The 25167-nt window shown below is 71.9% G+C and carries 23 protein-coding genes and 1 other RNA gene; 18 read left to right on the top strand and 6 right to left on the bottom strand.

Annotated elements, in window-relative coordinates; genetic code table 11:
• Nucleotides 1-2: 2 nt before the first annotated feature.
• Entirely contained in the window at nt 3-1250 is a 1248-nt protein-coding gene (locus JYK04_RS17720) for a serine/threonine-protein kinase (protein WP_189747318.1), read from the top strand.
• Between the two features lie 116 nt (nt 1251-1366).
• On the opposite strand, the gene JYK04_RS17715 is transcribed toward JYK04_RS17720, so the two are convergent.
• Nucleotides 1367-2368 carry an isopenicillin N synthase family dioxygenase gene (locus tag JYK04_RS17715; protein WP_189747316.1) on the bottom strand — a complete coding sequence of 334 codons (1002 nt, stop codon included), beginning with the start codon at nt 2366-2368 and terminating at the stop codon, nt 1367-1369.
• A gap of 316 nt (nt 2369-2684) precedes the next feature.
• Here JYK04_RS17715 and prfB point away from each other — a divergent pair, with 316 nt between their 5' ends.
• A complete protein-coding gene (gene prfB, locus JYK04_RS17710) occupies nt 2685-3794 on the top strand; it encodes a peptide chain release factor 2 (RefSeq protein WP_189747314.1) in 1110 nt (369 codons plus the stop codon).
• Between the two features lie 134 nt (nt 3795-3928).
• Here prfB and JYK04_RS17705 read toward each other — a convergent pair whose 3' ends face one another.
• Nucleotides 3929-4120: a hypothetical protein gene (locus tag JYK04_RS17705; protein ID WP_030011325.1), complete on the bottom strand. Its 192-nt coding sequence runs from the start codon at nt 4118-4120 to the stop codon at nt 3929-3931.
• Nucleotides 4121-4354: 234 nt separating this feature from the next.
• On the opposite strand from JYK04_RS17705, the gene ftsE reads away from it, so the two are divergent.
• From ftsE to ssrA, 5 genes are all read left to right on the top strand, one after another.
• Nucleotides 4355-5044 carry a cell division ATP-binding protein FtsE gene (gene ftsE, locus JYK04_RS17700; protein ID WP_030011324.1) on the top strand — a complete coding sequence of 230 codons (690 nt, stop codon included), beginning with the start codon at nt 4355-4357 and terminating at the stop codon, nt 5042-5044.
• Between the two features lie 17 nt (nt 5045-5061).
• Nucleotides 5062-6033 carry a permease-like cell division protein FtsX gene (ftsX, locus tag JYK04_RS17695; RefSeq protein ID WP_189747312.1) on the top strand — a complete coding sequence of 324 codons (972 nt, stop codon included), beginning with the start codon at nt 5062-5064 and terminating at the stop codon, nt 6031-6033.
• A 67-nt stretch (nt 6034-6100) separates the two neighbouring features.
• A complete protein-coding gene (locus JYK04_RS17690) occupies nt 6101-7282 on the top strand; it encodes a S41 family peptidase (protein WP_189747310.1) in 1182 nt (393 codons plus the stop codon).
• 18 nt (nt 7283-7300) lie between these two features.
• Nucleotides 7301-7786, top strand: a complete 486-nt coding sequence (gene smpB / locus JYK04_RS17685; protein WP_030161337.1) for an SsrA-binding protein SmpB — start codon at nt 7301-7303, stop codon at nt 7784-7786.
• A gap of 82 nt (nt 7787-7868) precedes the next feature.
• Nucleotides 7869-8257, top strand: a transfer-messenger RNA (tmRNA) gene (ssrA, locus tag JYK04_RS17680).
• A gap of 55 nt (nt 8258-8312) precedes the next feature.
• On the opposite strand, the gene JYK04_RS17675 is transcribed toward ssrA, so the two are convergent.
• From JYK04_RS17675 to JYK04_RS17665, 3 genes are read right to left on the bottom strand one after another with little or no spacing between them, the layout of a single operon-like run.
• Complete coding sequence (locus tag JYK04_RS17675) at nt 8313-8570, bottom strand: Txe/YoeB family addiction module toxin (RefSeq protein ID WP_081523370.1); 258 nt, start codon at nt 8568-8570, stop codon at nt 8313-8315.
• On the bottom strand, nt 8567-8842 hold the full coding sequence (locus JYK04_RS17670) for a type II toxin-antitoxin system Phd/YefM family antitoxin (protein ID WP_030010371.1): 276 nt from the start codon (nt 8840-8842) through the stop codon (nt 8567-8569). The genes JYK04_RS17675 and JYK04_RS17670 overlap by 4 nt, the downstream gene beginning before the upstream one ends.
• 36 nt (nt 8843-8878) lie before the next feature.
• The gene (locus JYK04_RS17665) at nt 8879-10159 is read right to left on the bottom strand and encodes an MFS transporter (protein WP_189747383.1); all 1281 of its coding nucleotides are present in this window, start codon (nt 10157-10159) and stop codon (nt 8879-8881) included.
• Nucleotides 10160-10253: 94 nt separating this feature from the next.
• Here JYK04_RS17665 and JYK04_RS17660 point away from each other — a divergent pair, with 94 nt between their 5' ends.
• The 8 genes from JYK04_RS17660 to JYK04_RS17625 all read left to right on the top strand — a co-directional run bounded on the left by JYK04_RS17660 (nt 10254) and on the right by JYK04_RS17625 (nt 20252).
• Complete coding sequence (locus JYK04_RS17660) at nt 10254-11219, top strand: LysR family transcriptional regulator (RefSeq protein WP_189747308.1); 966 nt, start codon at nt 10254-10256, stop codon at nt 11217-11219.
• 96 nt (nt 11220-11315) lie between these two features.
• Nucleotides 11316-12686, top strand: coding sequence for a nitrate/nitrite transporter (locus JYK04_RS17655; RefSeq protein ID WP_189747306.1), 1371 nt, complete (start codon nt 11316-11318; stop codon nt 12684-12686).
• A gap of 95 nt (nt 12687-12781) precedes the next feature.
• Nucleotides 12782-13957 carry a uroporphyrinogen-III synthase gene (locus JYK04_RS17650; protein ID WP_189747304.1) on the top strand — a complete coding sequence of 392 codons (1176 nt, stop codon included), beginning with the start codon at nt 12782-12784 and terminating at the stop codon, nt 13955-13957.
• A 9-nt stretch (nt 13958-13966) separates the two neighbouring features.
• Nucleotides 13967-14515, top strand: a complete 549-nt coding sequence (locus JYK04_RS17645; RefSeq protein ID WP_189747302.1) for a GNAT family N-acetyltransferase — start codon at nt 13967-13969, stop codon at nt 14513-14515.
• Nucleotides 14516-14786: 271 nt separating this feature from the next.
• Nucleotides 14787-15359 carry a CGNR zinc finger domain-containing protein gene (locus tag JYK04_RS17640; protein ID WP_189747300.1) on the top strand — a complete coding sequence of 191 codons (573 nt, stop codon included), beginning with the start codon at nt 14787-14789 and terminating at the stop codon, nt 15357-15359.
• 103 nt (nt 15360-15462) lie between these two features.
• Nucleotides 15463-17769, top strand: coding sequence for a HelD family protein (locus JYK04_RS17635; protein WP_189747298.1), 2307 nt, complete (start codon nt 15463-15465; stop codon nt 17767-17769).
• A 456-nt stretch (nt 17770-18225) separates the two neighbouring features.
• Nucleotides 18226-19629, top strand: a complete 1404-nt coding sequence (locus JYK04_RS17630; protein WP_150257634.1) for an NAD-dependent malic enzyme — start codon at nt 18226-18228, stop codon at nt 19627-19629.
• Nucleotides 19630-19970: 341 nt separating this feature from the next.
• Nucleotides 19971-20252 (top strand): HU family DNA-binding protein, encoded by a 282-nt coding sequence (locus tag JYK04_RS17625; RefSeq protein WP_007264399.1) that lies wholly within the window; start codon nt 19971-19973, stop codon nt 20250-20252.
• A 423-nt stretch (nt 20253-20675) separates the two neighbouring features.
• On the opposite strand, the gene murA is transcribed toward JYK04_RS17625, so the two are convergent.
• Nucleotides 20676-22019, bottom strand: coding sequence for a UDP-N-acetylglucosamine 1-carboxyvinyltransferase (gene murA, locus JYK04_RS17620; protein WP_150257633.1), 1344 nt, complete (start codon nt 22017-22019; stop codon nt 20676-20678).
• Between the two features lie 263 nt (nt 22020-22282).
• Between murA and JYK04_RS17615 the strand changes: the two genes are divergently transcribed.
• The 3 genes from JYK04_RS17615 to JYK04_RS17605 all read left to right on the top strand — a co-directional run bounded on the left by JYK04_RS17615 (nt 22283) and on the right by JYK04_RS17605 (nt 24995).
• Entirely contained in the window at nt 22283-22843 is a 561-nt protein-coding gene (locus JYK04_RS17615; protein ID WP_189747296.1) for a YqgE/AlgH family protein, read from the top strand.
• 29 nt (nt 22844-22872) lie between these two features.
• Complete coding sequence (locus tag JYK04_RS17610) at nt 22873-23157, top strand: DUF3039 domain-containing protein (RefSeq protein ID WP_030010729.1); 285 nt, start codon at nt 22873-22875, stop codon at nt 23155-23157.
• A 200-nt stretch (nt 23158-23357) separates the two neighbouring features.
• Nucleotides 23358-24995: a beta-N-acetylhexosaminidase gene (locus tag JYK04_RS17605; RefSeq protein ID WP_189747294.1), complete on the top strand. Its 1638-nt coding sequence runs from the start codon at nt 23358-23360 to the stop codon at nt 24993-24995.
• Nucleotides 24996-25167 lie beyond the last annotated feature (172 nt).

Raw genomic sequence — 25167 nt, 5'->3', positions numbered from 1 at the left:
TCGTGGCACGGAAGATCGGCAGCCGGTACACCGCGCACCAGATCCTGGGGCGCGGCAGCGCGGGCACGGTGTGGCTGGGCGAGGGGCCTGACGGGCCCGTCGCCGTCAAACTGCTGCGCGAGGACCTCGCGTCCGACCAGGAACTCGTCGGACGGTTCGTCCAGGAGCGCAGCGCGCTGCTCGGCCTGGAGCATCCGCACGTCGTGTCCGTCCGCGACCTCGTCGTGGACGGCAACGACCTCGCCCTCGTCATGGACCTCGTCCGCGGTACGGACCTGCGCACGCGCCTCGACCGCGAACGGCGGCTCGCCCCCGAGGCGGCCGTCGCGATCGTCGCGGACGTCGCCGACGCGCTGGCCGCGGCGCACGCGGCGGGGGTCGTCCACCGGGACGTGAAGCCGGAGAACGTCCTGCTGGACATGCAGGGCCGGCTCGGCCCCGGCGGCTCGCACCCGGCGCTGCTGACCGACTTCGGCGTGGCCAAGCTGATCGACTCCCCGCGGCGGGCCTCCACGGGCCGGGCCTCGGCCCCGACGACCCGGATCATCGGCACCCCGGACTACCTGGCGCCGGAGATCGTCGAGGGCCTGCCCCCGCGGGCCGCGGTGGACATCTACGCCCTGGCCACGGTCCTGTACGAGCTGCTGGCCGGATTCACCCCCTTCGGCGGGGGCCACCCGGGCGCGGTCCTGCGGCGGCACGTGACGGAGACGGTGGTCCCGCTGCCGGGGATCCCCGACGAGCTGTGGCAGCTCATGGTGCAGTGCCTGGCCAAGGCCCCGGCCTCGCGGCTGCGGGCCTCGGAGCTGTCGGTCCGGCTGCGGGACCTGCTGCCGATGCTGGCCGGGATGCCGCCGCTGGACGTGGACGAGCCGGACGACGCGGATCCGGAACCCGAGCCCTCCGAGGAACCGGCGGCCGACCCCGTCCGGCGGCGGGGCGTGGTCCCGCTGGTGCCGGGCTCGGCGACCGACTCCAACCGGGACACACACACCTCGATGCGGGTGCCGGGGCCGGACGAGCTGGCGGGCGGGGCGCTGGGCACCGCCCGGGTCCCGCGCCCCGCGGGCGGCCACCGTCCCGGCTCCGCCCGGCACCGGGCGGAGGCGGCCCGCAAGCGCCGGCTGGTCCTGTCGGCATCGGCCCTGGCCCTGGCCGCGGCGATCGGTCTGGGCACGTGGCTGGCCGTCTCGGGCGACGACGCCCCGCCCCCGCAGGACAGCAAGCACTCGGTCCCCGCGAAGCGGTAGCCGCCCGGTGCGGCGCCGCGGTCGGCGGCTCCGCCCCCCCCGCGCCTCAATCGCCGGCGGGGCTGAATTTCAGCCCGTCCGGCGTTTGAGGACCGGGTCCGGGCGGAGCCCGGGGGCTACACCGAGGCCAGTTCCGGGTGCCAGCGCCGCGCCACCGCGGGGTGGGCGCGGACCCAGCCCTTCAGTTCGTTGAGGCCGTACTCGGCGTGCAGCGGGTTCGACTCGTCGTGCGCGACACCGGGCGCGGAACGCAGGTAGTCGCCCGGGACGGTCTCGATCACCGCGTCCAGCCGCGGGTTGTAGAAGAACGGCACCGAGTACCGCTCCACCGCGCCGGGCGGGCTGACCACCCGGTGGTCCGTCGCCGTCAGGTAGCCCTCGGTCGCGATCTCCAGCAGCTCGCCCAGGTTCACCACGAAGGCGCCCGGCATCGGCGGTACGTCCACGTAGCCGCCGTCCCGGACCACCTGGAGGCCGCCCACCGAGTCCTGCAGCAGCAGCGTCAGGAAGCCGTAGTCCTTGTGCGCGCCGACCCCCTGGTCGGCGCCGGAGGGGGCCGATCCCGGGTAGCGGATCAGCTTGGTGTGCAGGTGCGGGCGGTCCGCGAAGGCCTCGTCGAAGAAGTCCGCCGGGGCGCCGATCGCCACGAGGAGCTCCTGCAGCAGGCGGTGGGCGACCGCCGCGAGCCGGGTCTGCCAGTCCAGGACCACCGTACGGAGCTCCGGGAGGGCGGCGGGCCACTGGTTCGGGCCCTCCAGCCACAGGAACGCCGGGTCGTCCGGCCCCACGACCGGGGCCGGGCGCTCCGCGCCGACGTCCAGCTGGTCCCGCCAGTCGGAGGCGCCACCGGTCAGCTCGTGGCCGATCCGGGTGTAGCCGCGGAAGTGGGGGGAGTTCAGATTGCTGACGGCGAGCCGGTCGGCTTCCGGGAGGGCGAAGAAGGCCTTGGTCAGTTCGAGGATGCGGGCGCTCTCGGCGGCGGTGACGCCGTGCCCGGTCAGGTGCAGGAAACCGGTGTCCCTGGCGGCTGCGTGCAGCTTCTTCAGGAAATCGGCCCGCTGGGCCGGGTCGTCGGCCTGGGAGAGGTCCAGGACGGGGAGAGTGTGCGCGGACGGCATGACGGCTCCGTTTCGGATGTCACGGGGTCCTGTTCCCCAGAGGTGGTGGGGGCCGCGGGCGGGGGGCGGGTCTCCGACAGGGATGGTGCCGGGACCGCGGGAGCCGCGTACAGGACCAAGTCGGATCGTGGTGGATCAGGCTTGGGCTCGGTCCGGCGGCGGACAGCTCGTCGTCGTGACACGCATGTGGTCGACATGGCGGCGCTTGACGAGGTGAACGGTCATACCGAGAGGGTACGCCCGTGCGATCCGTCATCAGAACGGGTGATTCGGCCTGCCCGGACGGCGTTGTCCGGGGACCGGCTACGCTGGACCCGTGGCAGTCGTCGATGTTTCCGAAGAGCTGAAGTCCCTCTCCTCGACCATGGGGTCGATCGAGGCCGTCCTGGACCTCGACAAGCTGAGGGCAGATATCGCCGTGCTCGAGGAGCAGGCCGCTGCGCCGTCCCTGTGGGACGACCCGGAGGCCGCCCAGAAGATCACGAGCAAGCTTTCGCACCTCCAGGCGGAGGTCCGCAAGGCCGAGACGCTGCGGGGGCGCATCGACGACCTCGGGGTGCTCTTCGACCTCGCCCAGGAAATGGACGACGCGGACACCCTGGCCGAGGCCGAGGCCGAGCTGATCTCCGTCCGCAAGGCGCTGGACGAGATGGAGGTCCGGACCCTGCTCTCCGGCGAGTACGCCGAGCGCGAGGCCCTGGTCAACATCCGCGCCGAGGCCGGCGGCGTCGACGCCTCCGACTTCGCCGAGCGCCTCCAGCGCATGTACCTGCGCTGGGCCGAGCGGCACGGCTACTCGACCGAGATCTACGAGACCTCGTACGCGGAAGAGGCCGGCATCAAGTCGACCACCTTCGTCGTGAAGGCCCCGTACGCCTACGGAACGCTCTCCGTCGAGCAGGGCACCCACCGCCTCGTGCGCATCTCGCCCTTCGACAACCAGGGCCGCCGCCAGACCTCCTTCGCGGGCGTCGAGGTGCTCCCGGTCGTGGAGACCAGCGACCACGTCGAGATCGACGAGGCCGAGCTGCGCGTCGACGTGTACCGCGCCTCCGGCCCCGGCGGCCAGGGCGTCAACACCACCGACTCCGCGGTCCGCATCACGCACCTCCCGACCGGCATCGTGGTCTCCTGCCAGAACGAGCGCTCGCAGATCCAGAACAGGGCGAGCGCCATGAACGTCCTCCAGGCCAAGCTGCTGGAGCGGCGCCGCCAGGAGGAGAAGGACAGGATGGACGCCCTCAAGGACGGCGGCAGCTCCTGGGGCAACCAGATGCGGTCCTACGTCCTGCACCCGTACCAGATGGTCAAGGACCTGCGGACGGAGTTCGAGGTCGGCAACCCGCAGGCGGTGCTCGACGGCGAGATCGACGGCTTCCTGGAGGCCGGGATCCGCTGGCGCAAGCAGCAGGAGCAGACCGCGTAACCCTCGGTGGCCGCGCGTACGGCGCGTACGAGCGGAAGGGCCCGGACACCAGGTGTCCGGGCCCTTCTCGCGTGTTCTCGCGTGTGTGATCGGTACGTGGCACGGGCCTGCTGCGGGCACCACGGCCGGGCGGTCTAGGCGGTGTGCTGGGCCACCAGGACCAGAGCTGTCACGAGGACCACCATGAGCACGATGAGCGTCACGGGGTTCAGGCCGGAGAAGGGGCCCTCCTGCTGGAGGCGCTCCCGGTTCGCCCGGCACACCGGGCAGCGGCCCTGGCTGACGGGTGCGGCGCAGTTCGCGCACACGAGCCGGTCATATGTCATGCGCTCCTCCTCTCGTCCCCTCGTCTTCTGCTGCCTTTAACGGCGTGGGGAACCGGAGCGTTCCCCCTACCACTGTGCCAGCTTCGCCGACATTCGGCGCGGCCCGTCCGGGCAATCACGGTCCTGAGCGCCCGCACGCCGGGATAAAACGGGCAAGTCCGGAGGCCGGGTCCACACCTCGCGCCCGTTCGCGTATGGTCACGCACACCTACTCCCGGCGACCGTGGTGCACCCGTGATCCGATTCGACAGTGTCTCCAAGTCCTACCCGAAGCAGAGCCGTCCCGCACTCAGGGAAGTCTCCCTCGACATCGCGAAGGGCGAGTTCGTCTTCCTCGTCGGCTCCTCCGGCTCCGGCAAGTCCACCTTCCTGCGGCTCATCCTGCGCGAGGAGCGGGCGAGCCACGGCCAGGTGCACGTCCTGGGCAAGGACCTCGCCAAGCTCTCCAACTGGAAGGTTCCGCAGATGCGGCGCCAGCTGGGGACCGTCTTCCAGGACTTCCGCCTGCTCCCCAACAAGACGGTGGCCGAGAACGTGGCCTTCGCCCAGGAAGTCATCGGCAAGCCGCGGGGCGAGATCCGCAAGGCCGTCCCGCAGGTCCTCGAACTCGTGGGTCTGGGCGGGAAGGAGGAACGGATGCCCGGCGAGCTCTCCGGCGGTGAGCAGCAGCGCGTGGCCATCGCCCGCGCCTTCGTCAACCGCCCCGCCCTGCTGATCGCGGACGAGCCCACCGGCAACCTCGACCCGCAGACCTCGGTCGGGATCATGAAGCTGCTGGACCGGATCAACCGGACCGGCACCACCGTGATCATGGCCACCCACGACCAGCAGATCGTCGACCAGATGCGCAAGCGCGTCATCGAACTCGAACAGGGCCGACTCGTGCGCGACCAGTCGCGCGGCGTCTACGGCTACCAGCACTGAAAGGTCCCTGAGACGCAATGCGCGCCCAGTTCGTCATGTCGGAGATCGGCGTCGGTCTCCGTCGCAATCTCACCATGACCTTCGCGGTCATCATCTCGGTGGGCCTCTCCCTGGCCCTGTTCGGCGGCTCCATGCTCATGAGCGAGCAGGTGAGCAAGATGAAGGGCTACTGGTACGACAAGGCCAACGTCTCGATCTACCTCTGCAACAAGCAGGACGCCGTGGAGGCGAGCGAGGCGGCCGCCAAGAAGGCCGACGGTTCGCCTGCGGCCTCCACGGGCGTCACCACCTGCGCCAAGGGTGCGGTGACGGACGAGCAGAAGAAGCAGATCGAGTCCGAACTCAAGAAGATGTCCCTGGTGAAGTCCGTCGCCTACGAGTCGGCGGACGAGGCGTACAAGCACTACCAGGAGCGGTTCGGGAACACGGCGCTCGCCTCCTCCATCACCCCGGACCAGATGCAGGAGTCCTTCCGGGTCAAGCTGAAGGACCCGGAGAAGTACAAGGTCGTCACCTCCGCCTTCGTCGGCCGCGACGGCATCCACACCGTCGACGACCAGCGCCAGGCCATCGACGACCTCTTCCGGATCCTCAACTACCTGAACATCGCGGCGCTCGCCATCATGCTGATCATGCTGATCGTGGCGCTGCTGCTGATCGTCAACACCGTGCGCGTCTCGGCCTTCAGCCGACGGCGTGAGACGGGGATCATGCGGCTGGTGGGTGCGTCCAGCTTCTACATCCAGGTCCCCTTCATCATGGAGGCGGCCGTCGCCGGCCTCATCGGCGCGCTCTTCGCCTGCGGCATGCTCGTCTCCGGCCAGTACTTCGTGATCGACCACGGCGTCGGCCTGCGGGACAAGATCCAGCTCATCGACTTCATGGGCTGGGGATCGGTGCTGGCCAAGCTCCCGTACGTACTCTTCATCGGCCTCCTGATGCCCTCCATGGCCGCCTTCATCGCTCTGCGCAAGTACCTGAAGGTGTGACAAGCGCCCCGCGAGCGGTCCGGTCAACCATCCGTACCGGAGCGGGGCTTGTCCTAGACTCGGCGCCATGCCGGGACTGCCCGCTCTCTGTCTCCGGCCCCGCGACCTGCGTCGCGGGGCCGTTTTGACGTTGGCCTTCCTCGCCGCCGTCGCCACCGGTGCCTTAACCGGATGCTGGGAGCACGAGGACGGCGCCACGGCTGCTGCGGCCCTGACCGGCGCCTCCGCGACCGAGACCCCGCGCGGGACGGGCACCGCCGACCGGGAGGCCGTCGCCCGCGCCGTCGCCGAGGCCGTCGCCGAGGGGAAGTCCGGGAAGAAGGCGGCCCAGGAGGTCGTCAGCCGCAGCGGCGACCGCTGGGGCACCGTCTACGACCAGGGTGAGTACGCCGCCTTCGCCGAGGGCCTCGACGGCCGCTGGACCGGCGTCGGGGTATGGGCCGGGCGGGCCACCGACGGTGTGATCAAGGTCGACCGGGTCCAGCCCGGCAGTCCCGCCGCCCGGGCCGGAGTGCGCGCCGGGGACCGGCTGCTGAGCGTCGACGGGCACGCCGTGACGGGCCTCGCCGTGACCGACGTGGTCGCCCTGCTGCGCGGCGATGCCGGCACCCCCGTCGTGCTGAACCTGAGCCGGGACGGCGCCGACCTCACCGAGACCGTGCGCCGCGAGCAGCTGCGTACCGAGCCGGTGACCGTACGGCAGCGCCCGGACGGGGTCACGGTCATCAAGGTCGCCTCCTTCACCCGCGGTTCTGGCGATCGCGTCAAGGCCGCCGTCCGCGCGGCCCCGCCGGGCAAGGGGGTCGTGCTCGACCTGCGCGGCAACCCGGGCGGGCTGGTCACCGAGGCGGTCACCGCCGCCTCCGCCTTCCTCGACGGCGGGCTCGTGGCCACCTACGACGTACGGGGCGACCAGCGGGTCCTGTACGCGGCCGAGGGCGGGGACACCACCCGGCCGCTCGTGACCCTGGTCGACGGCGGCACGATGAGCGCGGCCGAACTCGTGACGGGTGCCCTGCAGGACCGGGGCCGGGCGGTGGCGGTGGGCAGCCGGACCTTCGGCAAGGGCTCGGTCCAGATGCCGACCGAGCTCCCGGACGGTTCGGTGGCCGAGCTGACGGTGGGCACGTACCGCACGCCGGCGGGCCGCAGTCTGGACGGCGCCGGCATCACCCCGGACGTGCCGGCGGGCGAGGCGGTCGAGGAGCGGGCCGTCACGGTATTGGGTGGCCTCGGGGTGGGTCCGTAGTGCGAAAATGACCGCACTATGGCTAAGGAAAAAGGGCGCAAGCTGATCGCCCAGAACAAGAAGGCGCGGCACGACTACACGATCATCGACACCTACGAGTGCGGTCTCGTGCTCACGGGTACCGAGGTCAAGTCCCTGCGCCAGGGCCGTGCCTCGCTGGTGGACGGCTTCGTGTCGGTGGAGAGCGGCGAGGCCTGGCTCTACAACGTGCACGTACCGGAGTACAGCCAGGGCACCTGGACCAACCACAGCGCCCGCCGCAAGCGCAAGCTCCTCCTGCACCGCGAGGAGATCGACAAGCTGGACTCGAAGACCGGCGAGACGGGCAACACGATCGTGCCGCTCTCGCTGTACTTCAAGGACGGCCGGGCGAAGGTCGAGATCGCGCTGGCGAAGGGCAAGAAGGAGTACGACAAGCGCCAGGCCCTGCGTGAGAAGCAGGACACGCGCGAGACGAACCGGGTGATCTCGGCCGTGAAGCGCAAGGAGCGTGGTCAGCTGTAATCTCCTGGCATCCCGTGGTCCACTTCGCGTACCATGGCGTCAGCACCGCCCCTCGGGGTGGAGCAGCTTGTTAAAAAAACATGGGGATGATCGGTTTCGACAGCGGATGTCGATGCAGGGGAAGCGAGCCGAGGAAGCGGCAATGATCTCGCTAACCACATGTCGCAAAAAATAATCGCCAACTCCAAGAGCGATAACTCCCGCTTCACCCTCGCTGCCTAATAACAGTGAGCTGAAGCCTCTGTGAGGAGCGTCAGCCCGGAAGTGGTCCCGGTCCGGATCCTGGCGTCAATTAGGGATCTAAACCTCTAGCCCCGGTCACGGGGGTTGGAGGGAAACCAAACAGTGACTGAGCCCGTCGGAGACTTGTCCGTGTGATCTCCGGGGCCGAGAAAAGCGCAGCGGACTGCGCTCGGAGAAGCCCTGCTTCTGCACCGTTGGACGCGGGTTCGATTCCCGCCATCTCCACTCATCCCATGTGGGCAAAGGCCCCGCAGCCTCTCGGCTGCGGGGCCTTCGTCATGCGTCAGTAGTGGTAGCGCGCCTTGAGGACCTTCACTTCCTTGTCGTCGGCCCGGTACACGAGGCGGTGCTCGTCGTCGATGCGGCGGGACCAGTAGCCCGTCAACTCGCCCTTCAGCGGCTCGGGCTTGCCGATGCCGGTGAAGGGGTCCCGCTGGATCTCGCCGATCAGGCGGGTGATCCGTCGGGCCATCTTCCGGTCCGACGAGAGCCAGAACAGGAAGTCCTCCCAGGCGGCCGGGTCGAAGTGGACGCTCCTCACTCCTCGCCCCCGGCCAACTCCCTCAGCTCGTCCAGCGTCCTGACCACGGTGGAAGCACCCTCGCGGTCACGCGCGACGGCCTCCATCAATCGCTGGGCGTTGGCGGGGGAGCGCAGGAGGTACACGGTCTCCTGCCAGGAGTCGTAGTCGTCGGCGGACATGAGGACCGCGTCACCGCTCTTGGAGGTGATGCGCACCGGGGCGTGGTCGGTGTTCACGCGCTCGATCAGCGGGAACAGGGTCGCCCTGGCTTCGCTGGCGCTTATGGACATGGTGCGCTCCTCTCTCCGGGTCGTACTCGTACGAGTTTATGGTACGTCTCTGGTACTGGAAACCGGTACGACTTTCGTGGCCGCGAGCGCGAGAACGGCCGCCGCGGCCGGGAGGGCGTAGGCGGTCGCCGGGCCTAGGCGGTCGACCAGGGTGCCGGCCGTGGCCGCGCCCAGGGAGATGCCCGCGAAGATGGCGGTGACCGCGAGGGTCATGCCCTCGTTGAGGCGGCCCTCCGGGATGAGCGCGTGGACCCGGGACATCGACGTCACCATCGTCGGAGCCGTGGCCATGCCCGCCAGCAGCAGCGCGCAGGCCAGCGGGACGAGCGAGCCCGTGCTCGCCGCGAGCCAGGGCAGGGCCATCGCGGCGGCCATGGCGACCAGGCAGGTGCGCAGGCCGCGCGGGCGCATCGTGCCGTAGAGCAGGCCGGCCGCACAGGAGCCCGCCGCCTGGAGGGCCAGCACCGGGCCGGAGGCGGCGCCCAGCCCCAGGGCGGAGAGGTGCGCGATCGAGGCGATCTCCATCGAGCCGAAGACCACGCCCGTGGCGAGGAAGAGGGGCAGCAGCGGGCCGAGGGCGCGCAGCGGTGAGCCGTGGCGCGGACCCGCCTTCACCGGGGGCTGGGTGGCGCGGCAGGAGGTGAAGACCAGCATGCCGGTCAGCAGCAGGGCGGCCGCGGTGAGGGTGCCGGCCTCGGGGAGGACGACCGAGCAGAGGAAGGCCGCCAGGACCGGGCCGAGCATGAAGCAGAGCTCGTCGGCGGCCTGTTCGAAGGACATTGCGGTGTGGTGCGCCTTCGAGTCGCCGCGCAGCAGGTGCGTCCAGCGGGCGCGGGACATGCCCCCGATGTTGGGGGTGGTGGCGGTCGCGGCGTACGAGGCGAAGAGGGTCCAGGCCGGTGCCCCGGTACGGACGCACACGACCAGGGACAGCGAGCCGAGGAACGCGATCAGGGTGGCCGGGACGGCGATCCGGGCCTGCCCGTGCCGGTCGATCAGCCGGGCGGTCCACGGCCCGACCAGCGCGGTGGCGGCCAGGCCGGTCGCCGTGACCGCGCCGGCGAGGGCGTACGAGCCGCGCTGGCCGGCGATCATCATGACCGCGCTGACCCCGAACATGCCCATGGGGAGGCGGGCGAGGAGGTTCCCGGCGGTGAAGCCGCGGGTGCCGGGCAGCGCGAACAGGCGCCGGTAGGGGTCCAGCGGACCCGCCGGGCGCGCCGGGCGCGGGGGAGTGCGGGCGGGGATCGGCGGGACGGGCGGGACGGGCGAGGCGGGCGGGGCGGCGAGGACGAGCGTGCTGCCGGTGACGGCCATGAGGGGCATGACCACCACCCTCGGCCCGGACCGGGCGAACCGTCCAACACCTGTCCGTCAGCCATTCACGCCGATCTGTTGTTAGTCTCCGGGGATGATGCCCCGTGACGTGGATCCCCGGCTGCTGCGCGGGTTCGTCGCGGTCGCCGAGGAACTGCACTTCACCCGAGCCGCCGCCCGCCTCTACGTCGCCCAGCAGGCGCTGAGCCGCGACGTACGGCGGCTCGAAGAGGCCCTCGGCACCGTGCTGTTCGTCCGTACGACCCGCGCCGTCGAGCCGACCCCCGACGGGGAGCGGCTGCTGCCGCTCGCCCGGCGGGTGCTGGCCGCGCACGAGGCGGTCGCCGCCGCCTTCGCCGCGCCCCGGCCCCTGCTCGTCGATCTGAACACCGACGGCCCGAGCACGGCGCGCACCGTGCTGGACCGGGCCCGGGAGCTGGCCCCGGACTGCGAGCTGATGGCCCGCTGGGAGAGCGGGCTGACCCACGCCGCCGCCGAGATCGCCGCCGGGCGCCTCGACGTCTCCTTCGGGTACGCCGACGGGCTGGACCCGGTATGGCGCTCGCGCATCGCGCACCGGCCCGTGCGCTACGAGCCGCTCGCCGTGCTGCTGCCCGAGGGGCACCCGCTGGCCGGGCTGGCGGCCGTACCGCTGGACGCGCTGGCCGGGGAGACCGTCTACGCGGGCGCCGGGAACCCGCGCACGCTGGAGTGGACGGGACTCGCGCGCGAGCTGTTCGCCGGGCGGGGGATCCTGATGGCGCCGCCCGCGCCGGTGGCCATCGGCAAGGACGAGTTCAGCCGGGTCATGGCCAAGACCCGCAATCCGGTGCTGGTGACCGTCGACTTCGTCGACCTGCCCGGGTCCGTCAAGCGGCCGCTGGTCGACCCCGTACCGCTCTCCCCGCTGTCCATGGTCTGGCGCAAGGGGCTCAGCCACCCCGGACTCGAAGCGCTGCACCGGGCCGTGGCCGGGCTCGGCGGCGAACGCGGCTGGCTGGAAGTACCCCCGGCGAGCTGGCGCCCGGCCGCGCTCACAGGTGCCCCCGGCGGCGGGTGAGAGCAAGGTTTCCCGGCGGTCATCCGGCGGGGACCGGGGCCGAAACGCGCCGTTCCTACGGTCGTTCCACGGACGCGAGAGCTGTGGAGGCGTGTGATGACCGGTACGACCGCACCGCGCAAGGGGGGCCGCTGGATCGAGCGGTGGGACCCCGAGGACGAGACCTTCTGGAAGGAGACCGGGGAGCGGACCGCCCGCCGCAACCTCGTCTACTCCGTGTTCTCCGAGCACATCGGCTTCTCCATCTGGTCGCTCTGGTCCGTGATGGTCCTCTTCATGGGACCGGCGTACGGGATCGACCCCGCCGGGAAGTTCTTCCTGATCGCGACAGCGACCTGCGTGGGCGCGATCGTACGGGTGCCGTACACCTTCGCCGTGGCCCGCTTCGGCGGCCGCAACTGGACCGTCGTCAGCGCACTGCTGCTGCTCGCGCCGACGGTCGCCGCGATCGTGGTGATGGAGCCCGGGACCTCCTACGGGACCTTCCTGGTCGTAGCGGCCCTCACCGGCGTCGGCGGCGGCAACTTCGCCTCCTCGATGACCAACATCAACGCCTTCTTCCCGCTGCGCAAGAAGGGCTGGGCGCTCGGCCTGAACGCCGGCGGCGGCAACATCGGCGTGCCCGTGGTGCAGCTGGCCGGGCTGCTGGTCATCGCGACCGCCGGGGCCGCGCACCCCCGGTACCTGCTGGCCGCCTACATCCCGCTGATCGTGACCGCGGCCGTCCTGGCGGCCGTACGGATGGACAACCTGGCGCCCGTGCGCAACGACACCGGCGCGGTCCGCGAGGCACTGAAGGACGCGCACACCTGGATCATGGCGTTCCTCTACATCGGCACGTTCGGGTCCTTCATCGGCTACAGCTTCGCCTTCGGCCTGGTGCTGCAGACCCAGTTCGGCCGCACCCCGCTCCAGGCCGCCTCGCTGACCTTCATGGGACCGCTGCTCGGCTCGCTGATCCGGCCGGTGGGCGGGGCGCTCGCGGACCGGTTCGGCGGGGCCCGGATCACCCTGGGGACGTTCGTGGCGATGGCGGCGGCCACCGGCGTGGTGGTGTTCGCCTCGCAGAGGTCCTCGCTGCCGGTCTTCCTCGTCGGGTTCGTGGCCCTGTTCGTACTGAGCGGGCTCGGCAACGGATCGACGTACAAGATGATCCCGGGCATCTTCCAGGCGAAGGCACTGGCGCGCGGCATGAGCGGCGAGAGCGCCGCCGCGTACGGGCGGCGGCTCTCCGGCGCCTCGATGGGACTCATCGGCGCGGTCGGCGCGCTCGGCGGACTCGGCATCAACCTGGTCTTCCGGGAGGCGTTCCGCACCTCCGGCTCCGGAACGGCGGCCTTCGTCACCTTCCTCGGCTTCTACGCCCTGTGCTGCGCGGTCACCTGGGCGGTATACCTTCGCCGCCCGGCGGCCCCGGTGATCCACACGGTCGGGGTCGAGACGAAACCGCAGCTCACGTCGGTGTAACCGCGGTGAAATACGGGTGAACCGAGTCCGACACGACGAGTTGGCAGGCTCGGTCCACCCGTACCGCCCCCACATGCGTCACTAGGCAGGTCACGATGGACGACACGAACACCGGCCCGCTCGCGGGCTTCACCGTCGGGGTCACGGCCGCCCGGCGCGCGGACGAGCTCATCGCACTGCTGCGCCGCCGCGGGGCGGCGGTGCTGCACGCGCCGGCGCTGCGGATCGTGCCGCTCGCCGACGACAGCGAGCTGCTGGCCGCGACGAAGGAACTGATCGGCTGCGCACCGGACGTGGTCGTGGCCACCACCGCCATCGGCTTCCGGGGGTGGATCGAGGCGGCCGACGGATGGGGCGTCGGCGAGGAACTCCTGGAGCGGCTGCGCGCCGCCGAACTGCTGGCGCGCGGACCGAAGGTGAAGGGCGCCATCCGGGCCGCCGGGCTCGTGGAGACCTGGTCCCCGGACTCCGAGTCGCTCGCCGAGGTACTGCAGCGGCTGCTGACGGACGGGGTGGACGGACGGCGGATCGCGCTCCAGCTGCACGGGGAGCCGCTGCCCGGCTTCGTCGAGGCGCTGCGGGCCGGCGGGGCCGAGGTGGTGGTGGTCCCGGTGTACCGGTGGATGGCGCCGGAGGACCTCGGGCCGCTTGACCGGCTGCTGGACGCGATGATCGGCGGCGCAGTGGACGCCGTCAGCTTCACCTCGGCGCCGGCGGCCGCCTCGCTGCTGTCCCGGGCCGAGGAGCGGGGGCTGCGGGAGGCCGTGCTGGACGCGCTGCGCGGCAGGCTGCTGTCCGCGTGCGTCGGCCCGGTGACCGCGCTGCCGCTGCAGGCGCACGGGGTGGACACGGTGCAGCCGGAGCGGTTCCGGCTGGGCCCGCTGGTGCAGTTGCTCTGCCAGGAACTGCCCGGCCGGGCCCGGGTGCTGCCGGTGGCCGGGCACCGGGTGGAGATCCGGGGGCACGCGGTCCTGGTGGACGCGCAGCTGCGGCCCGTACCGCCCGCCGGGATGGCCCTGCTGCGGGCGCTGGCCCGGCGGCCGGGCTGGGTGGTGTCCCGCGCGGAACTGCTGCGGGCGCTGCCGGGCGCGGGGCGCGACGAGCACGCCGTGGAGACGGCGATGGCCCGCCTCCGGGTGGCCCTCGGGGCCCCGAACCTGATCCAGACGGTGGTCAAGCGGGGGTACCGGCTGTCGCTGGACGCGGGCGGGGAGGCCAAGTACGGGGAGCTCCCGGCGGATTCGGTGACGGCCAGGGGTGTCCTCGGCTAGCGTGCCGGGATGATCATCGACGGGGTTGAGATGAGGGGCGCCGCGCTCGGCGACGCGGCGGGGCTGGCCGAGGCGTTCGCGCGGAACCGGGCGTTCATGGCCCGCTTCGAGCCGGTCCGGCCGGAGGCCTTCTACACGGAGGACGGCCAGCGGGAGCGGCTCGAGGGCGTGCTCGCGGAGCGGGACGCGGGGCGGATCGTCCCGTACGTGTTCGTCGAGACGGCCACGGGTACGCCCGTCGGCGCGATCAACCTCGGCTCGATCGCGTACGGGCCGCTGTGCAGCGGCGGTCTGGGGTACTGGGTCGACCGGGCCTGGCACGGCAAGGGGCTGGCCACCGCGGCCGTGGAGGAGGTCTGCCGGGTCGCCCGCGACGAGCTGGGCCTGCACCGGGTGGAGGCCGGCACGCTGGTCGACAACCTGGCCTCGCAGCGGGTGCTGGCGAAGGCGGGCTTCGAGCCGTTCGGCCTCGCGCCGCGTTACCTGCACATCGACGGCGCCTGGCGCGACCACCGCCTCTTCCAACGCCTCCTCCACGACCAGCCTCCGACCCCTTAGCCCCTCCGGCCATGTTCAGCCCCTCCGGCGTTTGAGGAGCGGGGTCTGGGGCGGAGCCCCAGGAAACCCGGCTCCGCCGGGCACCGGGCTCCGCCCGGACCCTCCCCCGGCTACCGCTGGGAGGTGCCCCCTGCTCAAACGCCGGCGAGGCTGGATTGCGCAGCGTGGGGCTTCGCGCGAGCGGGATGGCGGACCCACCGGTTCGGGGGCTTCCGCTGTGACCCGCCGGGCGGCAATCTGGTACGGCACCCCACGACGGGAGGCTGACGGCATGCGGTTCGATTCCGGGCGGGTCTGTCTGGATCTGGTGGCCACCTTCACCCCCCACGAGGGGATCCCGGACGGTGACGAGCTGCGGTTGTGGCTCGCCGGCGCCGGCCTGGTGCCCGACCGGACGCCGCTCGCCCGGGTCGGGCCCGACTGGGCCGCGGCCTTCCGGTCCCTGCGCGCCGACGTGGAAACCCTCGTACGGGCGGAGTTGCTCGGCACCGACACGGACGAGAACGCCCTCGCCCGGGTCAACGCGCTGGCCGCCGGACCACCCCCCGGCCTGTGCGCCGTACGGGACCGGGAAGGACACCTCGTACGGGAGCTGTGCGGCGGCGTGGAGTGCGGTGCGCTGCTCGCCGCCGTCGCCCGCGACGCCGTCGAGCTGCTGACCGACCCCGGCGACCGGGCGCTGCTGCGGGCCTGCGCGGGCGACGGCTGCACCCGCGTCTACCTGGACACCTCCCGGGGCCACCGGCGCCGCTGGTGCTCCAGCGAGCGCTGCGGGAACCGGGAGCGCGTGGCCCGGCACCGCCGCCGGGCCCTGGCGGCCGGGGCGGGGCAAGGGTCCCGGTGAGGGGCGTACCACCCTGCGAGACCGGTTCCGGAACGGGCGTGCGGACAGGGGGCCGATTCGCGTACCTTTGACGGTCGCCCATGCACGTCAGAAGGGGGCCTTGGTGGCCGCGCAGAATGCCGCTGTCGACAGCACGGCGGATTCCGTCCGCGATCGGGAGATCGCGGTCGAGCAGACGCATCTCGACCAGGTGTACCGACGCCTCGAGGAGAAGATCCACGAGGCCGAGTTCCTGATGAACGACGCCGCCAAGCGCGGCCAGGTGGGTACGCCCGGCGCGCTCGCCGAGCGCGACGCGCAGGTCTTCCGGGCGGGCATCCACCTGAACCGGCTGAACAACGAGTTCGAGGACTTCCTCTTCGGCCGCATCGACCTGGTGCTCGGCAAGGACGGGGAGCGCGGCGCCGACGGCGCGTACACCTCCGTCGAGCCCGCCGACGACGCGATCCGCGAGGACCTCACCGCCGACATCGCCGAGACGCTGCACATCGGCCGCATCGGGGTCCTGGACTCCGACTACACGCCGCTGGTCATCGACTGGCGCGCGCCGGCCGCCGCGCCGTTCTACCGCTCGACGCCCAAGGAGCCCGGCCGGGTCGTGCGCCGCCGCGTCATCCGCTCCAAGGGGCGCAAGGTGCTGGGCGTCGAGGACGACCTGATGCGTCCCGAGGTCACCGCCTTCCAGGACGGCCGGGAGCTCCCCGCCATCGGCGACGGCGCCCTGATGGCCGCCCTCGGACGGGCGCGCACGCACTCGATGCGCGACATCGTCTCCTCCATCCAGGCCGAGCAGGACCTGGTCATCCGGGCCCCCGCCGCCTCCGTCGCCGAGGTCGCGGGCGGCCCCGGCACCGGCAAGACCGCCGTCGCCCTGCACCGCGCCGCGTACCTGCTCTACCAGGACCGGCGCCGCTACTCCGGCGGCATCCTGATCGTCTCGCCGACCCCGCTGCTCGTCGCGTACACCGAGGGCGTGCTGCCTTCGCTCGGCGAGGAGGGCCAGGTGGCCATCCGGGCCCTGGGCTCGCTCGTCGACGGCGCGGAGGCCACCACCTACGACTCCCCGGCCGTGGCCCGCATCAAGGGCTCCTCCCGGATGCTCAAGGTGCTCCGCAAGGCCGTACGCGGTGCACTGGAGCTCGGCGGCGCACCCGACCGGCTGCGCGTGGTGGCCTTCGGCCGCCGCCAGGAGCTGGAGGCCGACGAGCTGAACCGGATCCGGCAGAACGTGCTCAGCGGCACCGCCCCGGTCAACCTGCTGCGCCCGCGCGCCCGCAAGCTGCTGCTCGACGCCCTCTACGCGAAGTCCGGCGGCGCCGGCCGGCACAGCGACCCGGAGCTGGCCGCCGAGCTGCGCTCCGCCTTCGACGAGGACATCTCCACCGAGGACGCCTTCATCGGCTTCCTCGACGCCTGGTGGCCCGAGCTGACCCCGCGGACGGTGCTCGCCGCGCTCGCCGACGAGCGCCACCTCGGCCGCTGGTCGCGCCGGGACCTCAACCCGCGCGAGACCCGCCAGCTGGCCCGCTCGCTGCGCCGGGTGGGCCCGGACGGCAAGGGCCCCCTGTCGGTGCACGACGTGGCGCTGCTGGACGAGCTCCAGCTGCTGCTGGGCGCGCCCGCGCGGCCCAAGCGCAGACGGGAGATGGATCCGCTCGACCAGCTCAGCGGGCTGGAGGAGCTGATGCCGACCCGCGAGGAGACCCAGTGGGAGCGGGCCGAGCGGCTCTCGGCGGAGCGCACCGAGTACGCGCACGTCATCGTGGACGAGGCCCAGGACCTGACGCCGATGCAGTGGCGGATGGTGGGCCGGCGGGGCCGGCACGGCACCTGGACGGTGGTGGGCGACCCGGCGCAGTCCTCCTGGACGGACCCGGAGGAGGCCGCCGCGGCCCGCGACGAGGCCCTGGGCTCCCGGCCGCGCCGGCGCTTCACGCTCACGGTCAACTACCGCAACCCGGCCGAGGTCGCGGAGGTCGCCTCCCGGGTGCTGCGGCTGGCGATGCCCGGCATGGAGCCGCCGTCGGCGGTGCGCTCCACGGGGCTGGAGCCCCGCTTCACGGCCGCCGCCGGCGATCTCGGCACCGCGGTGCGGGAGGAGACCAGGCGGCTGCTGGAGCAGGTGGACGGCACGGTCGGCGTGGTCGTGGCGATGGACCGGCGCGCGGAGGCCGCGGGCTGGCTCGCGGACCTCGGCGAGCGGGCGGTGGCGCTGGGCAGCCTGGAGGCCAAGGGCCTGGAGTACGACGCCACGGTGGTGGTCTCCCCGGCGGAGATCGCGGACGAGTCCCCGGCGGGCCTGCGGGTGCTGTACGTGGCGCTGACGCGCGCGACGCAGCAGCTGACGGTGGTCTCGGCCGACCGGGACAAGCCCGACGCGGACGGGGTACCGGAGCTGCTGCTGCCCTGAGGGGTGCCGTCCCGGGCCCGCTCAGGGCCCCGTACGGCCGGATGGTCCGCGGCCAGGAGCGTGGTGCCCGGATACGAGCGAGAGCAGGGGGATCACTTTCGGCGATCCTTTGTTAGCCTGGGTACGGCACCGACTCGATCCAAGCCCCCGGGCCCAACCTTCGTCGCTCAGAGCGACCACTTGCCGCGAGGCGAGCATGGCGGGTCGGTGTCATAGACGTACGAATCACCAGGTCCGCGTCCCCCACCTGTGGGGGGCGCGGACCTGTTTCGTATGACCCCACCATTCCGAACGTCCCGGGTATCTCGTATGGTGGAAGAGTCTTTCCGAATTTTGTAGCTGGTTACCTTGTACTGGCTGGTAGGTGGGACGATCGGACAACAGGTCCTGCCGCACCTGCTGTGCAGCGGGGCTCTGTGTGTTACAGCGAACCAGGGACAGAAGAGGAACACGGCCATGGCAACGGCGCCCAGCGTCTCGTATTCGATGACGGTCCGTCTGGAAGTGCCCGCGAGCGGAACCGCGGTCTCCCAGCTCACCACCGCCGTGGAGTCCTCCGGCGGATCGGTCACCGGTCTCGACGTGACCGCATCCGGCCACGAGAAGCTCCGGATCGACGTCACCATCGCCGCGACCTCCACCGCGCACGCGGACGAGATCGTCGAGAAGCTGCGCGGCATCGAGGGCGTCAGCCTCGGCAAGGTCTCCGACCGCACCTTCCTGATGCACCTCGGCGGCAAGATCGAGATGGCGTCCAAGCACCCCATCCGCAACCGTGACGACCTCTCCATGATCTACACCCCGGGCGTGGCCCGCGTGTGCATGGCGATCGCCGAGAACCCCGAGGACGCGCGCCGCCTCACCATCAAGCGCAACACCGTCGCAGTCGTGACCGACGGCTCCGCCGTGCTGGGCCTGGGCAACATCGGCCCCATGGCCGCCATGCCGGTCATGGAGGGCAAGGCGGCCCTCTTCAAGCGCTTCGCCGACATCGACGCCTGGCCGATCTGCCTGGACACCCAGGACCCCGACGAGATCGTGGCCGCCGTCAAGGCCATCGCCCCCGGCTTCGCGGGCATCAACCTGGAGGACATCTCCGCGCCGCGCTGCTTCGAGATCGAGGCCCGGCTGCGCGAGGCCCTCGACATCCCCGTCTTCCACGACGACCAGCACGGCACCGCGATCGTCGTGCTCGCGGCGCTCACCAACGCACTGCGCGTGGTGGGCAAGGCAGTTGGCGATGTCAAGGTCGTCATGTCGGGCGCCGGCGCGGCCGGTACCGCCATCCTCAAGCTGCTCCTCGCGGCGGGCGTCAAGAACGCGGTGAGCGCCGACATCCACGGCGTCGTGCACGCGGACCGCCCCGACCTCGTCGACGCGGCCGCGGACTCCCCGCTGCGCTGGATCGCCGACAACACCAACCCCGAGGGCTACACGGGCACGCTGAAGGAAGCCGTGGTCGGCGCCGACGTGTTCATCGGCGTCTCGGCCCCGAACGTGCTGTCCGGCGAGGACGTCGCGGCCATGGCGGAAGGCGCGATCGTGTTCGCGCTCGCGAACCCGGACCCCGAGGTGGACCCGGCCGTCGCCCGCCAGACCGCCGCCGTCGTGGCCACGGGCCGCTCCGACTTCCCGAACCAGATCAACAACGTGCTGGTCTTCCCGGGCGTCTTCCGCGGTCTGCTGGACGCTCAGTCCCGCACCGTGAACACGGAGATGATGCTGGCCGCCGCGAGCGCGCTGGCGGACGTCGTGGGCGAGGACGAGTTGAACGCGAACTACATCATCCCGTCGGTGTTCAACGACAAGGTCGCGGGCGCGGTCGCGGGCGCCGTCCGCAAGGCGGCCTCGGGGGTCTGAGCCCTGCTGTGACGGCCCTCACGGCGCTCCGATCCCGGCGCGTCGCGAGATGCGGGCCCGACGCGCCGCCTCTAGGGTTTGCGGGGATGCCCGCGGGGTCCGCGGTCCGCGGTGGCGTGTGGGCGAAGGCGTGGACGGAGCGTCACCGCGGCGTGACTGTGGCGCTTTTCGTGTGACCCCGACGGGTGCCGGATTGGCTTTCCCGCCGCTGGTGGGGGCAGGATGCGTAACCGGGCGAGAGGGTCTGACGTTCAGACCCGGGTCCGGGGACTGTCCTAGGGCCCTGGCAGCATCGGCTTCGATCTCACGCCTCTAAGGCAAGTTGAACACGGGAGTACAACATGAACCGCAGTGAGCTGGTGGCCGCTCTGTCCGAGCGCGCCGAGGTGACCCGCAAGGACGCCGACGCCGTTCTGGCCGCGCTCGCCGAGACCGTCGGCGAGATTGTCGCCAAGGGCGACGAGAAGGTCACCATCCCCGGCTTCCTGACCTTCGAGCGCACCCACCGTGCCGCTCGCACCGCGCGCAACCCGCAGACCGGCGACCCCATCCAGATCCCGGCCGGCTACAGCGTGAAGGTCTCCGCGGGCTCCAAGCTCAAGGAAGCCGCCAAGGGCAAGTAAGTCCTGCCCCGGCGCCGAGGGCCGCACAGGCCTTTGGAACGGCAGTAGTACGCAGAACGACGATGGGCGGTCACCCCCGGGCGGGGTGGCCGCCCTTCGGTCTGTCCGGGGCCGGACGCGGGCCGGTGGGCCCGGACGGGCCCGGGGCCGCCCCCGGGCCGCCCGGCGGGCCTGGCAGGCCCTGTGAGGGCCCGTCAGGGGCCTGGCGGGGCCCAGGTATGCCACTGGCACGTCCCACCGGGCCGCCGTTCGGCTCCGTACGGGGCTTCGCGGGCCTCGGCGGGCCCTTTGCCGCGGCCCGCGGCCCGCGGGCCGAGGCCGGAACCGCGGACCCGGCCGGGGTACGGGAGGTACGGGAAAGCCCCCCGGGCCCTGTGGGAGCCCGAGGGGCTTTCTGCGTACGTCCGGATGTCCGGGTACGGCTCAGACGAGCTCCCCGCCCGGGAGTTCGACCTTCGCGCCGAGTTCCACGAGCTTCTCCATGAAGTTCTCGTAGCCGCGGTTGATCAGGTCGATGCCGTGGACCCGCGAGGTGCCCTCGGCGGCCAGGGCCGCGATCAGGTACGAGAATCCGCCGCGCAGGTCGGGGATGACCAGGTCGGCGCCCTGCAGCTTGGTGGGGCCGGAGACGACCGCCGAGTGCAGGAAGTTGCGCTGGCCGAAGCGGCAGGCGCTGCCGCCCAGGCACTCGCGGTACAGCTGGATGTGAGCACCCATCTGGTTGAGCGCCGAGGTGAAGCCGAGCCGGGACTCGTACACCGTCTCGTGGACGATCGACAGGCCGGAGGCCTGCGTGAGCGCCACGACGAGCGGCTGCTGCCAGTCGGTCTGGAAGCCGGGGTGGACGTCCGTCTCCAGCGCGATGGCGTTGAGCGGGCCGCCCGGGTGCCAGAAGCGGATGCCGTCGTCGTCGATCTCGAACGCCCCGCCGACGCGGCGGAAGGTGTTCAGGAACGTCATCATCGAGCGCTGCTGGGCGCCGCGCACGTAGATGTTGCCGCCGGTGGCGAGCGCCGCGGAAGCCCAGGAGGCGGCTTCCAGGCGGTCCGGGAGGGCCTTGTGGTTGTAGCCGCCGAGGCGGTCGACGCCCGTGATCCGGATGGTCCGGTCGGTGTCGACGGAGATGATCGCGCCCATCTTCTGCAGGACGCAGATGAGGTCCTCGATCTCCGGCTCCACCGCGGCGTTGCTGAGCTCGGTGACGCCCTCGGCCAGGACGGCCGTCAGCAGCACCTGCTCGGTCGAGCCGACCGACGGGTAGGGGAGGCGGATCTTGCAGCCGCGCAGGCGCTGCGGGGCTTCCAGGTACTGGCCGCCCTCGCGCTTCTCGATGGTCGCGCCGAACTGGCGGAGCACGTCGAAGTGGAAGTCGATCGGCCGGCCGCCGATGTCGCAGCCGCCCAGGCCCGGAATGAAGGCGTGGCCGAGCCGGTGCAGCAGCGGGCCGCAGAACAGGATCGGGATGCGCGAGGAGCCCGCGTGGGCGTCGATGTCGGCGACGTTCGCGCTCTCGACGTGGGTGGGGTCGAGGACGAGTTCGCCCGGCTCCTCGCCGGGACGGACCGTCACCCCGTGCAGCTGGAGCAGCCCGCGGACGACGCGCACGTCACGGATGTCGGGAACGTTGCGCAGCCGGCTGGGTTCGCTGCCGAGCAGAGCGGCGACCATGGCCTTGGGCACGAGGTTCTTCGCACCACGGACACGGATCTCGCCCTCGAGCGGGGTACCGCCGTGGACAAGCAGTACATCGTCACTGATGCCGGTCATGAATCTCGCGTTCCGGAGAGGGGTGGGCAGGGGGCCAGGGAAAAGGGTAAGGGCCACCACCCCCTTGTTCGTAAGGCCGACGTGGCCGTAGGACTGTCATGAATTCGGCACAACACCCTCCGTATCCACCACATGGCGGAGCGTTGCGTTCCGCATACTCCGTCCGTGCGCGCTCCTCGCTGCTGCCGTGCGCCCTGAGCTGCGATCGATCCGATCTTCCCGCCCGCTCCCCGGAATCGGCCGATGTGCGGGATCATGGCGGCATGACCGAGGTGTCCTCCCTCACAGGGCGGCTGCTCGTGGCCACCCCCGCCCTCGCGGACCCGAATTTCGACCGCGCGGTCGTGCTGCTGCTCGACCACGACGAGCAGGGCTCCCTCGGCGTGGTCCTGAACAGGCCGACCCCCGTGGGCGTCGGCGACGTCCTGCTGCCCTGGGCGCCCCTGGCCGGCGCCCCCGGGGTCGTCTTCCAGGGCGGGCCGGTGGCCATGGACTCGGCCCTGGGCGTGGCGGTGATCCCGGGCGAGGAGGGTCCGCTCGGCTGGCGCCGCGTGTACGGGGCGATCGGACTGGTCGACCTGGAGACGCCGCCGGAGCTGCTGGCCGCGGCCCTGGGCGGCCTGCGGATCTTCGCGGGCTACTCCGGCTGGGGCCCGGGCCAGCTGGAGGCGGAGCTCGGCGAGGGCGCCTGGTACGTCGTCGAATCGGAGCCCGGGGACGTGTCCTTCCCGGATCCGGAGCGGCTGTGGCGGGCGGTGCTGCGCCGCCAGCGCAGCGAGCTCGCGATGGTCGCCACCTATCCGGACGACCCGTCGCTGAACTGACGGGCGCGGGGTTAAGTACCCTGGGTTCCATGAGCACTCTTGAGCCCGAGCGCGGGACTGGCACGGGGACCCTCGTAGAGCCGACGCCGCAGGTGTCGCACGGTGACGGCGACCACGAGCGCTTCGCCCACTACGTCCAGAAGGACAAGATCATGGCGAGCGCGCTCGACGGGACCCCCGTCGTCGCGCTCTGCGGCAAGGTCTGGGTACCGGGCCGGGACCCGAAGAAGTACCCGGTCTGCCCCATGTGCAAGGAGATCTACGAGTCCATGGGCCCCGGCGGGGACAAGGACAAGGGCGGCAAGGACAAGTAGTCCTCCCTCCCGGCCCCTCTTTCGTGGGGCTTCGCGGGACTTCACGGGATTTCGCAGGACCGAGGCCCCCGGTGCGCACGAGCGCGTCCGGGGGTCTTTGCCGTGCCCGCGCAGGGCACTAGGGTCGGCGCGACGAGCGTCCTGCGGAACGATCGTTGCGCAGGACGCAACACGCGCACGCAGTCGTGAAGGGCTGACGCATGGACCTGATCCCCGCACCCCAGGTCGTACTCCTCGACGAGGGCGGGCGCCGCTTCGCGTTCGGGTCAGCGCCCGCCCTGGACGCCGGGCCGGGCGCCGCGGCGGTCGCGCGCTGGCTGCGGCGCGAACTGGGTGCGGCCACCGGCTGGGAGCTGCCCGCCGCCGGGGCCGGCGCGACCGCCGAGCTGCGGCTGCGCGTCGACCCGGAGGGCGCCGCGGGCCAGGGGCCGGAGGCGTACCGCATCGAGATCGGCCCGGACGGGGCCGAGCTGACGGGAGCGACGGCGGCCGGCCTCTTCTGGGGCGCCCAGACGCTGCGTCAGCTGCTGGGGCCCGACGCGTACCGCAAGGCGCCGCTGCCCGGCCGTGCGTGGAGCCTGCCGTACGCCTCCGTCGCGGACGCCCCGCGGTTCGGCTGGCGCGGGATGATGCTGGACGTGGCCCGGCACTTCATGCCCAAGGACGGCGTGCTGCGCTACATCGACCTGCTCGCCGCGCACAAGCTCAACGTCCTGCACCTGCACCTCACCGACGACCAGGGCTGGCGGATCGAGATCCGGCGCCACCCGCGGCTGACCGAGGTCGGCGGGTGGCGCCCGCGCAGCCGCTGGGGCCACCGGGCCTCGCCGCTGTGGAACGAGACCCCGCACGGCGGGTACTACACGCAGGACGACATCCGCGAGATCGTCGCGTACGCCGCCGAGCGGCACGTCCGGGTGGTCCCGGAGATCGACGTGCCGGGGCATTCGCAGGCCGCCATCGCCGCGTACCCGGAGCTGGGCAACACCGACGTGGTCGACACCGCCGCGCTCGGGGTGTGGGACGACTGGGGGATCACCGAGAACGTGCTCGCGCCGACCGAGGCGGTGCTGCGGTTCTACGAGGGGGTCTTCGAGGAGCTGCTTGAGCTGTTCCCGGTCGAGGTCTCACCCTTCGTGCACGTGGGCGGGGACGAGTGCCCCAAGGCGCAGTGGAAGGCCTCCGCCGTCGCCCAGGAGCGGATCCGCGAGCTGGGCGTGGCCGGGGAGGACGGGCTGCAGGCGTGGTTCGTCCGGCACTTCGACGGCTGGCTCGCCGCGCGCGGGCGGCGGCTGATCGGCTGGGACGAGATCCTGGAGGGCGGGCTCGCGGACGGCGCCGCGGTGTCCTCGTGGCGCGGCTACGCGGGCGGGATCGCCGCCGCCGAGGCCGGGCACGACGTGGTCATGTGCCCCGAGCAGCAGGTGTACCTGGACCACCGGCAGGCGGGCGGGGCGGACGAGCCGATGCCCATCGGGTACGTGCGTTCGCTGGAGGACGTCTACCGCTTCGAGCCGGTGCCGCCGAAGCTGTCGCCGGAGGCCGCCGCCCACGTGCTGGGTGCGCAGGCCAACGTCTGGACCGAGGTGATGGAGAACCAGGGCCGGGTCGACTACCAGGTGTTCCCGCGGCTGGCGGCCTTCGCCGAGGTGGTGTGGTCGTGGCAGCCGGAACCCGCGGAGCGCGACTTCGCGTGGTTCGAGGAGCGGATGGGCGCGCACTACGCGCGGTTGGCCGCGCAGGGGGTCGATTACCGGCCGCCGGGCGGGCCGTTGCCACGGCAGCGGCGGCCCGGGGTGCCGGGGCGACCGATCGAGGGCGCGCCCCCGAACGTGTGACAAGTGGATGGCGGCGCCGACCGGAAGCGAAAGGGAACGACAGGGGAACTCTGCCTCATTTTCCCTGCATACAGGGAAAATCGGGCAATCAGGGAGGAGCGCCGTCGAAGGCGGTGCGACAGGGCCGTACGGCCCGTACGGGGCACCGCGCCCGGGGACGGCCGCAGGGGGC

It is taken from the genome of Streptomyces nojiriensis, assembly GCF_017639205.1.
Lineage (GTDB): Bacteria > Actinomycetota > Actinomycetes > Streptomycetales > Streptomycetaceae > Streptomyces > Streptomyces nojiriensis.
Note: the sequence above shows the minus strand (reverse complement) of the source record. Positions and strands in the feature narration are given on the sequence as shown.

What these genes read in the sequence shown, in the direction of transcription:
- JYK04_RS17715 (WP_189747316.1), bottom strand. Translation starts at nt 2,368, where the DNA reads ATGCCGTCCGCGCACACTCTCCCCGTCCTGGACCTCTCCCAGGCCGAC.
- JYK04_RS17705 (WP_030011325.1), bottom strand. Translation starts at nt 4,120, where the DNA reads ATGACATATGACCGGCTCGTGTGCGCGAACTGCGCCGCACCCGTCAGC.
- ftsX (WP_189747312.1), top strand. Translation starts at nt 5,062, where the DNA reads ATGCGCGCCCAGTTCGTCATGTCGGAGATCGGCGTCGGTCTCCGTCGC.
- JYK04_RS17690 (WP_189747310.1), top strand. Translation starts at nt 6,101, where the DNA reads ATGCCGGGACTGCCCGCTCTCTGTCTCCGGCCCCGCGACCTGCGTCGC.
- smpB (WP_030161337.1), top strand. Translation starts at nt 7,301, where the DNA reads ATGGCTAAGGAAAAAGGGCGCAAGCTGATCGCCCAGAACAAGAAGGCG.
- JYK04_RS17670 (WP_030010371.1), bottom strand. Translation starts at nt 8,842, where the DNA reads ATGTCCATAAGCGCCAGCGAAGCCAGGGCGACCCTGTTCCCGCTGATC.
- JYK04_RS17665 (WP_189747383.1), bottom strand. Translation starts at nt 10,159, where the DNA reads ATGGCCGTCACCGGCAGCACGCTCGTCCTCGCCGCCCCGCCCGCCTCG.
- JYK04_RS17660 (WP_189747308.1), top strand. Translation starts at nt 10,254, where the DNA reads ATGATGCCCCGTGACGTGGATCCCCGGCTGCTGCGCGGGTTCGTCGCG.
- JYK04_RS17655 (WP_189747306.1), top strand. Translation starts at nt 11,316, where the DNA reads ATGACCGGTACGACCGCACCGCGCAAGGGGGGCCGCTGGATCGAGCGG.
- JYK04_RS17650 (WP_189747304.1), top strand. Translation starts at nt 12,782, where the DNA reads ATGGACGACACGAACACCGGCCCGCTCGCGGGCTTCACCGTCGGGGTC.
- JYK04_RS17645 (WP_189747302.1), top strand. Translation starts at nt 13,967, where the DNA reads ATGATCATCGACGGGGTTGAGATGAGGGGCGCCGCGCTCGGCGACGCG.
- JYK04_RS17640 (WP_189747300.1), top strand. Translation starts at nt 14,787, where the DNA reads ATGCGGTTCGATTCCGGGCGGGTCTGTCTGGATCTGGTGGCCACCTTC.
- JYK04_RS17630 (WP_150257634.1), top strand. Translation starts at nt 18,226, where the DNA reads ATGGCAACGGCGCCCAGCGTCTCGTATTCGATGACGGTCCGTCTGGAA.
- JYK04_RS17625 (WP_007264399.1), top strand. Translation starts at nt 19,971, where the DNA reads ATGAACCGCAGTGAGCTGGTGGCCGCTCTGTCCGAGCGCGCCGAGGTG.
- murA (WP_150257633.1), bottom strand. Translation starts at nt 22,019, where the DNA reads ATGACCGGCATCAGTGACGATGTACTGCTTGTCCACGGCGGTACCCCG.
- JYK04_RS17615 (WP_189747296.1), top strand. Translation starts at nt 22,283, where the DNA reads ATGACCGAGGTGTCCTCCCTCACAGGGCGGCTGCTCGTGGCCACCCCC.
- JYK04_RS17610 (WP_030010729.1), top strand. Translation starts at nt 22,873, where the DNA reads ATGAGCACTCTTGAGCCCGAGCGCGGGACTGGCACGGGGACCCTCGTA.
- JYK04_RS17605 (WP_189747294.1), top strand. Translation starts at nt 23,358, where the DNA reads ATGGACCTGATCCCCGCACCCCAGGTCGTACTCCTCGACGAGGGCGGG.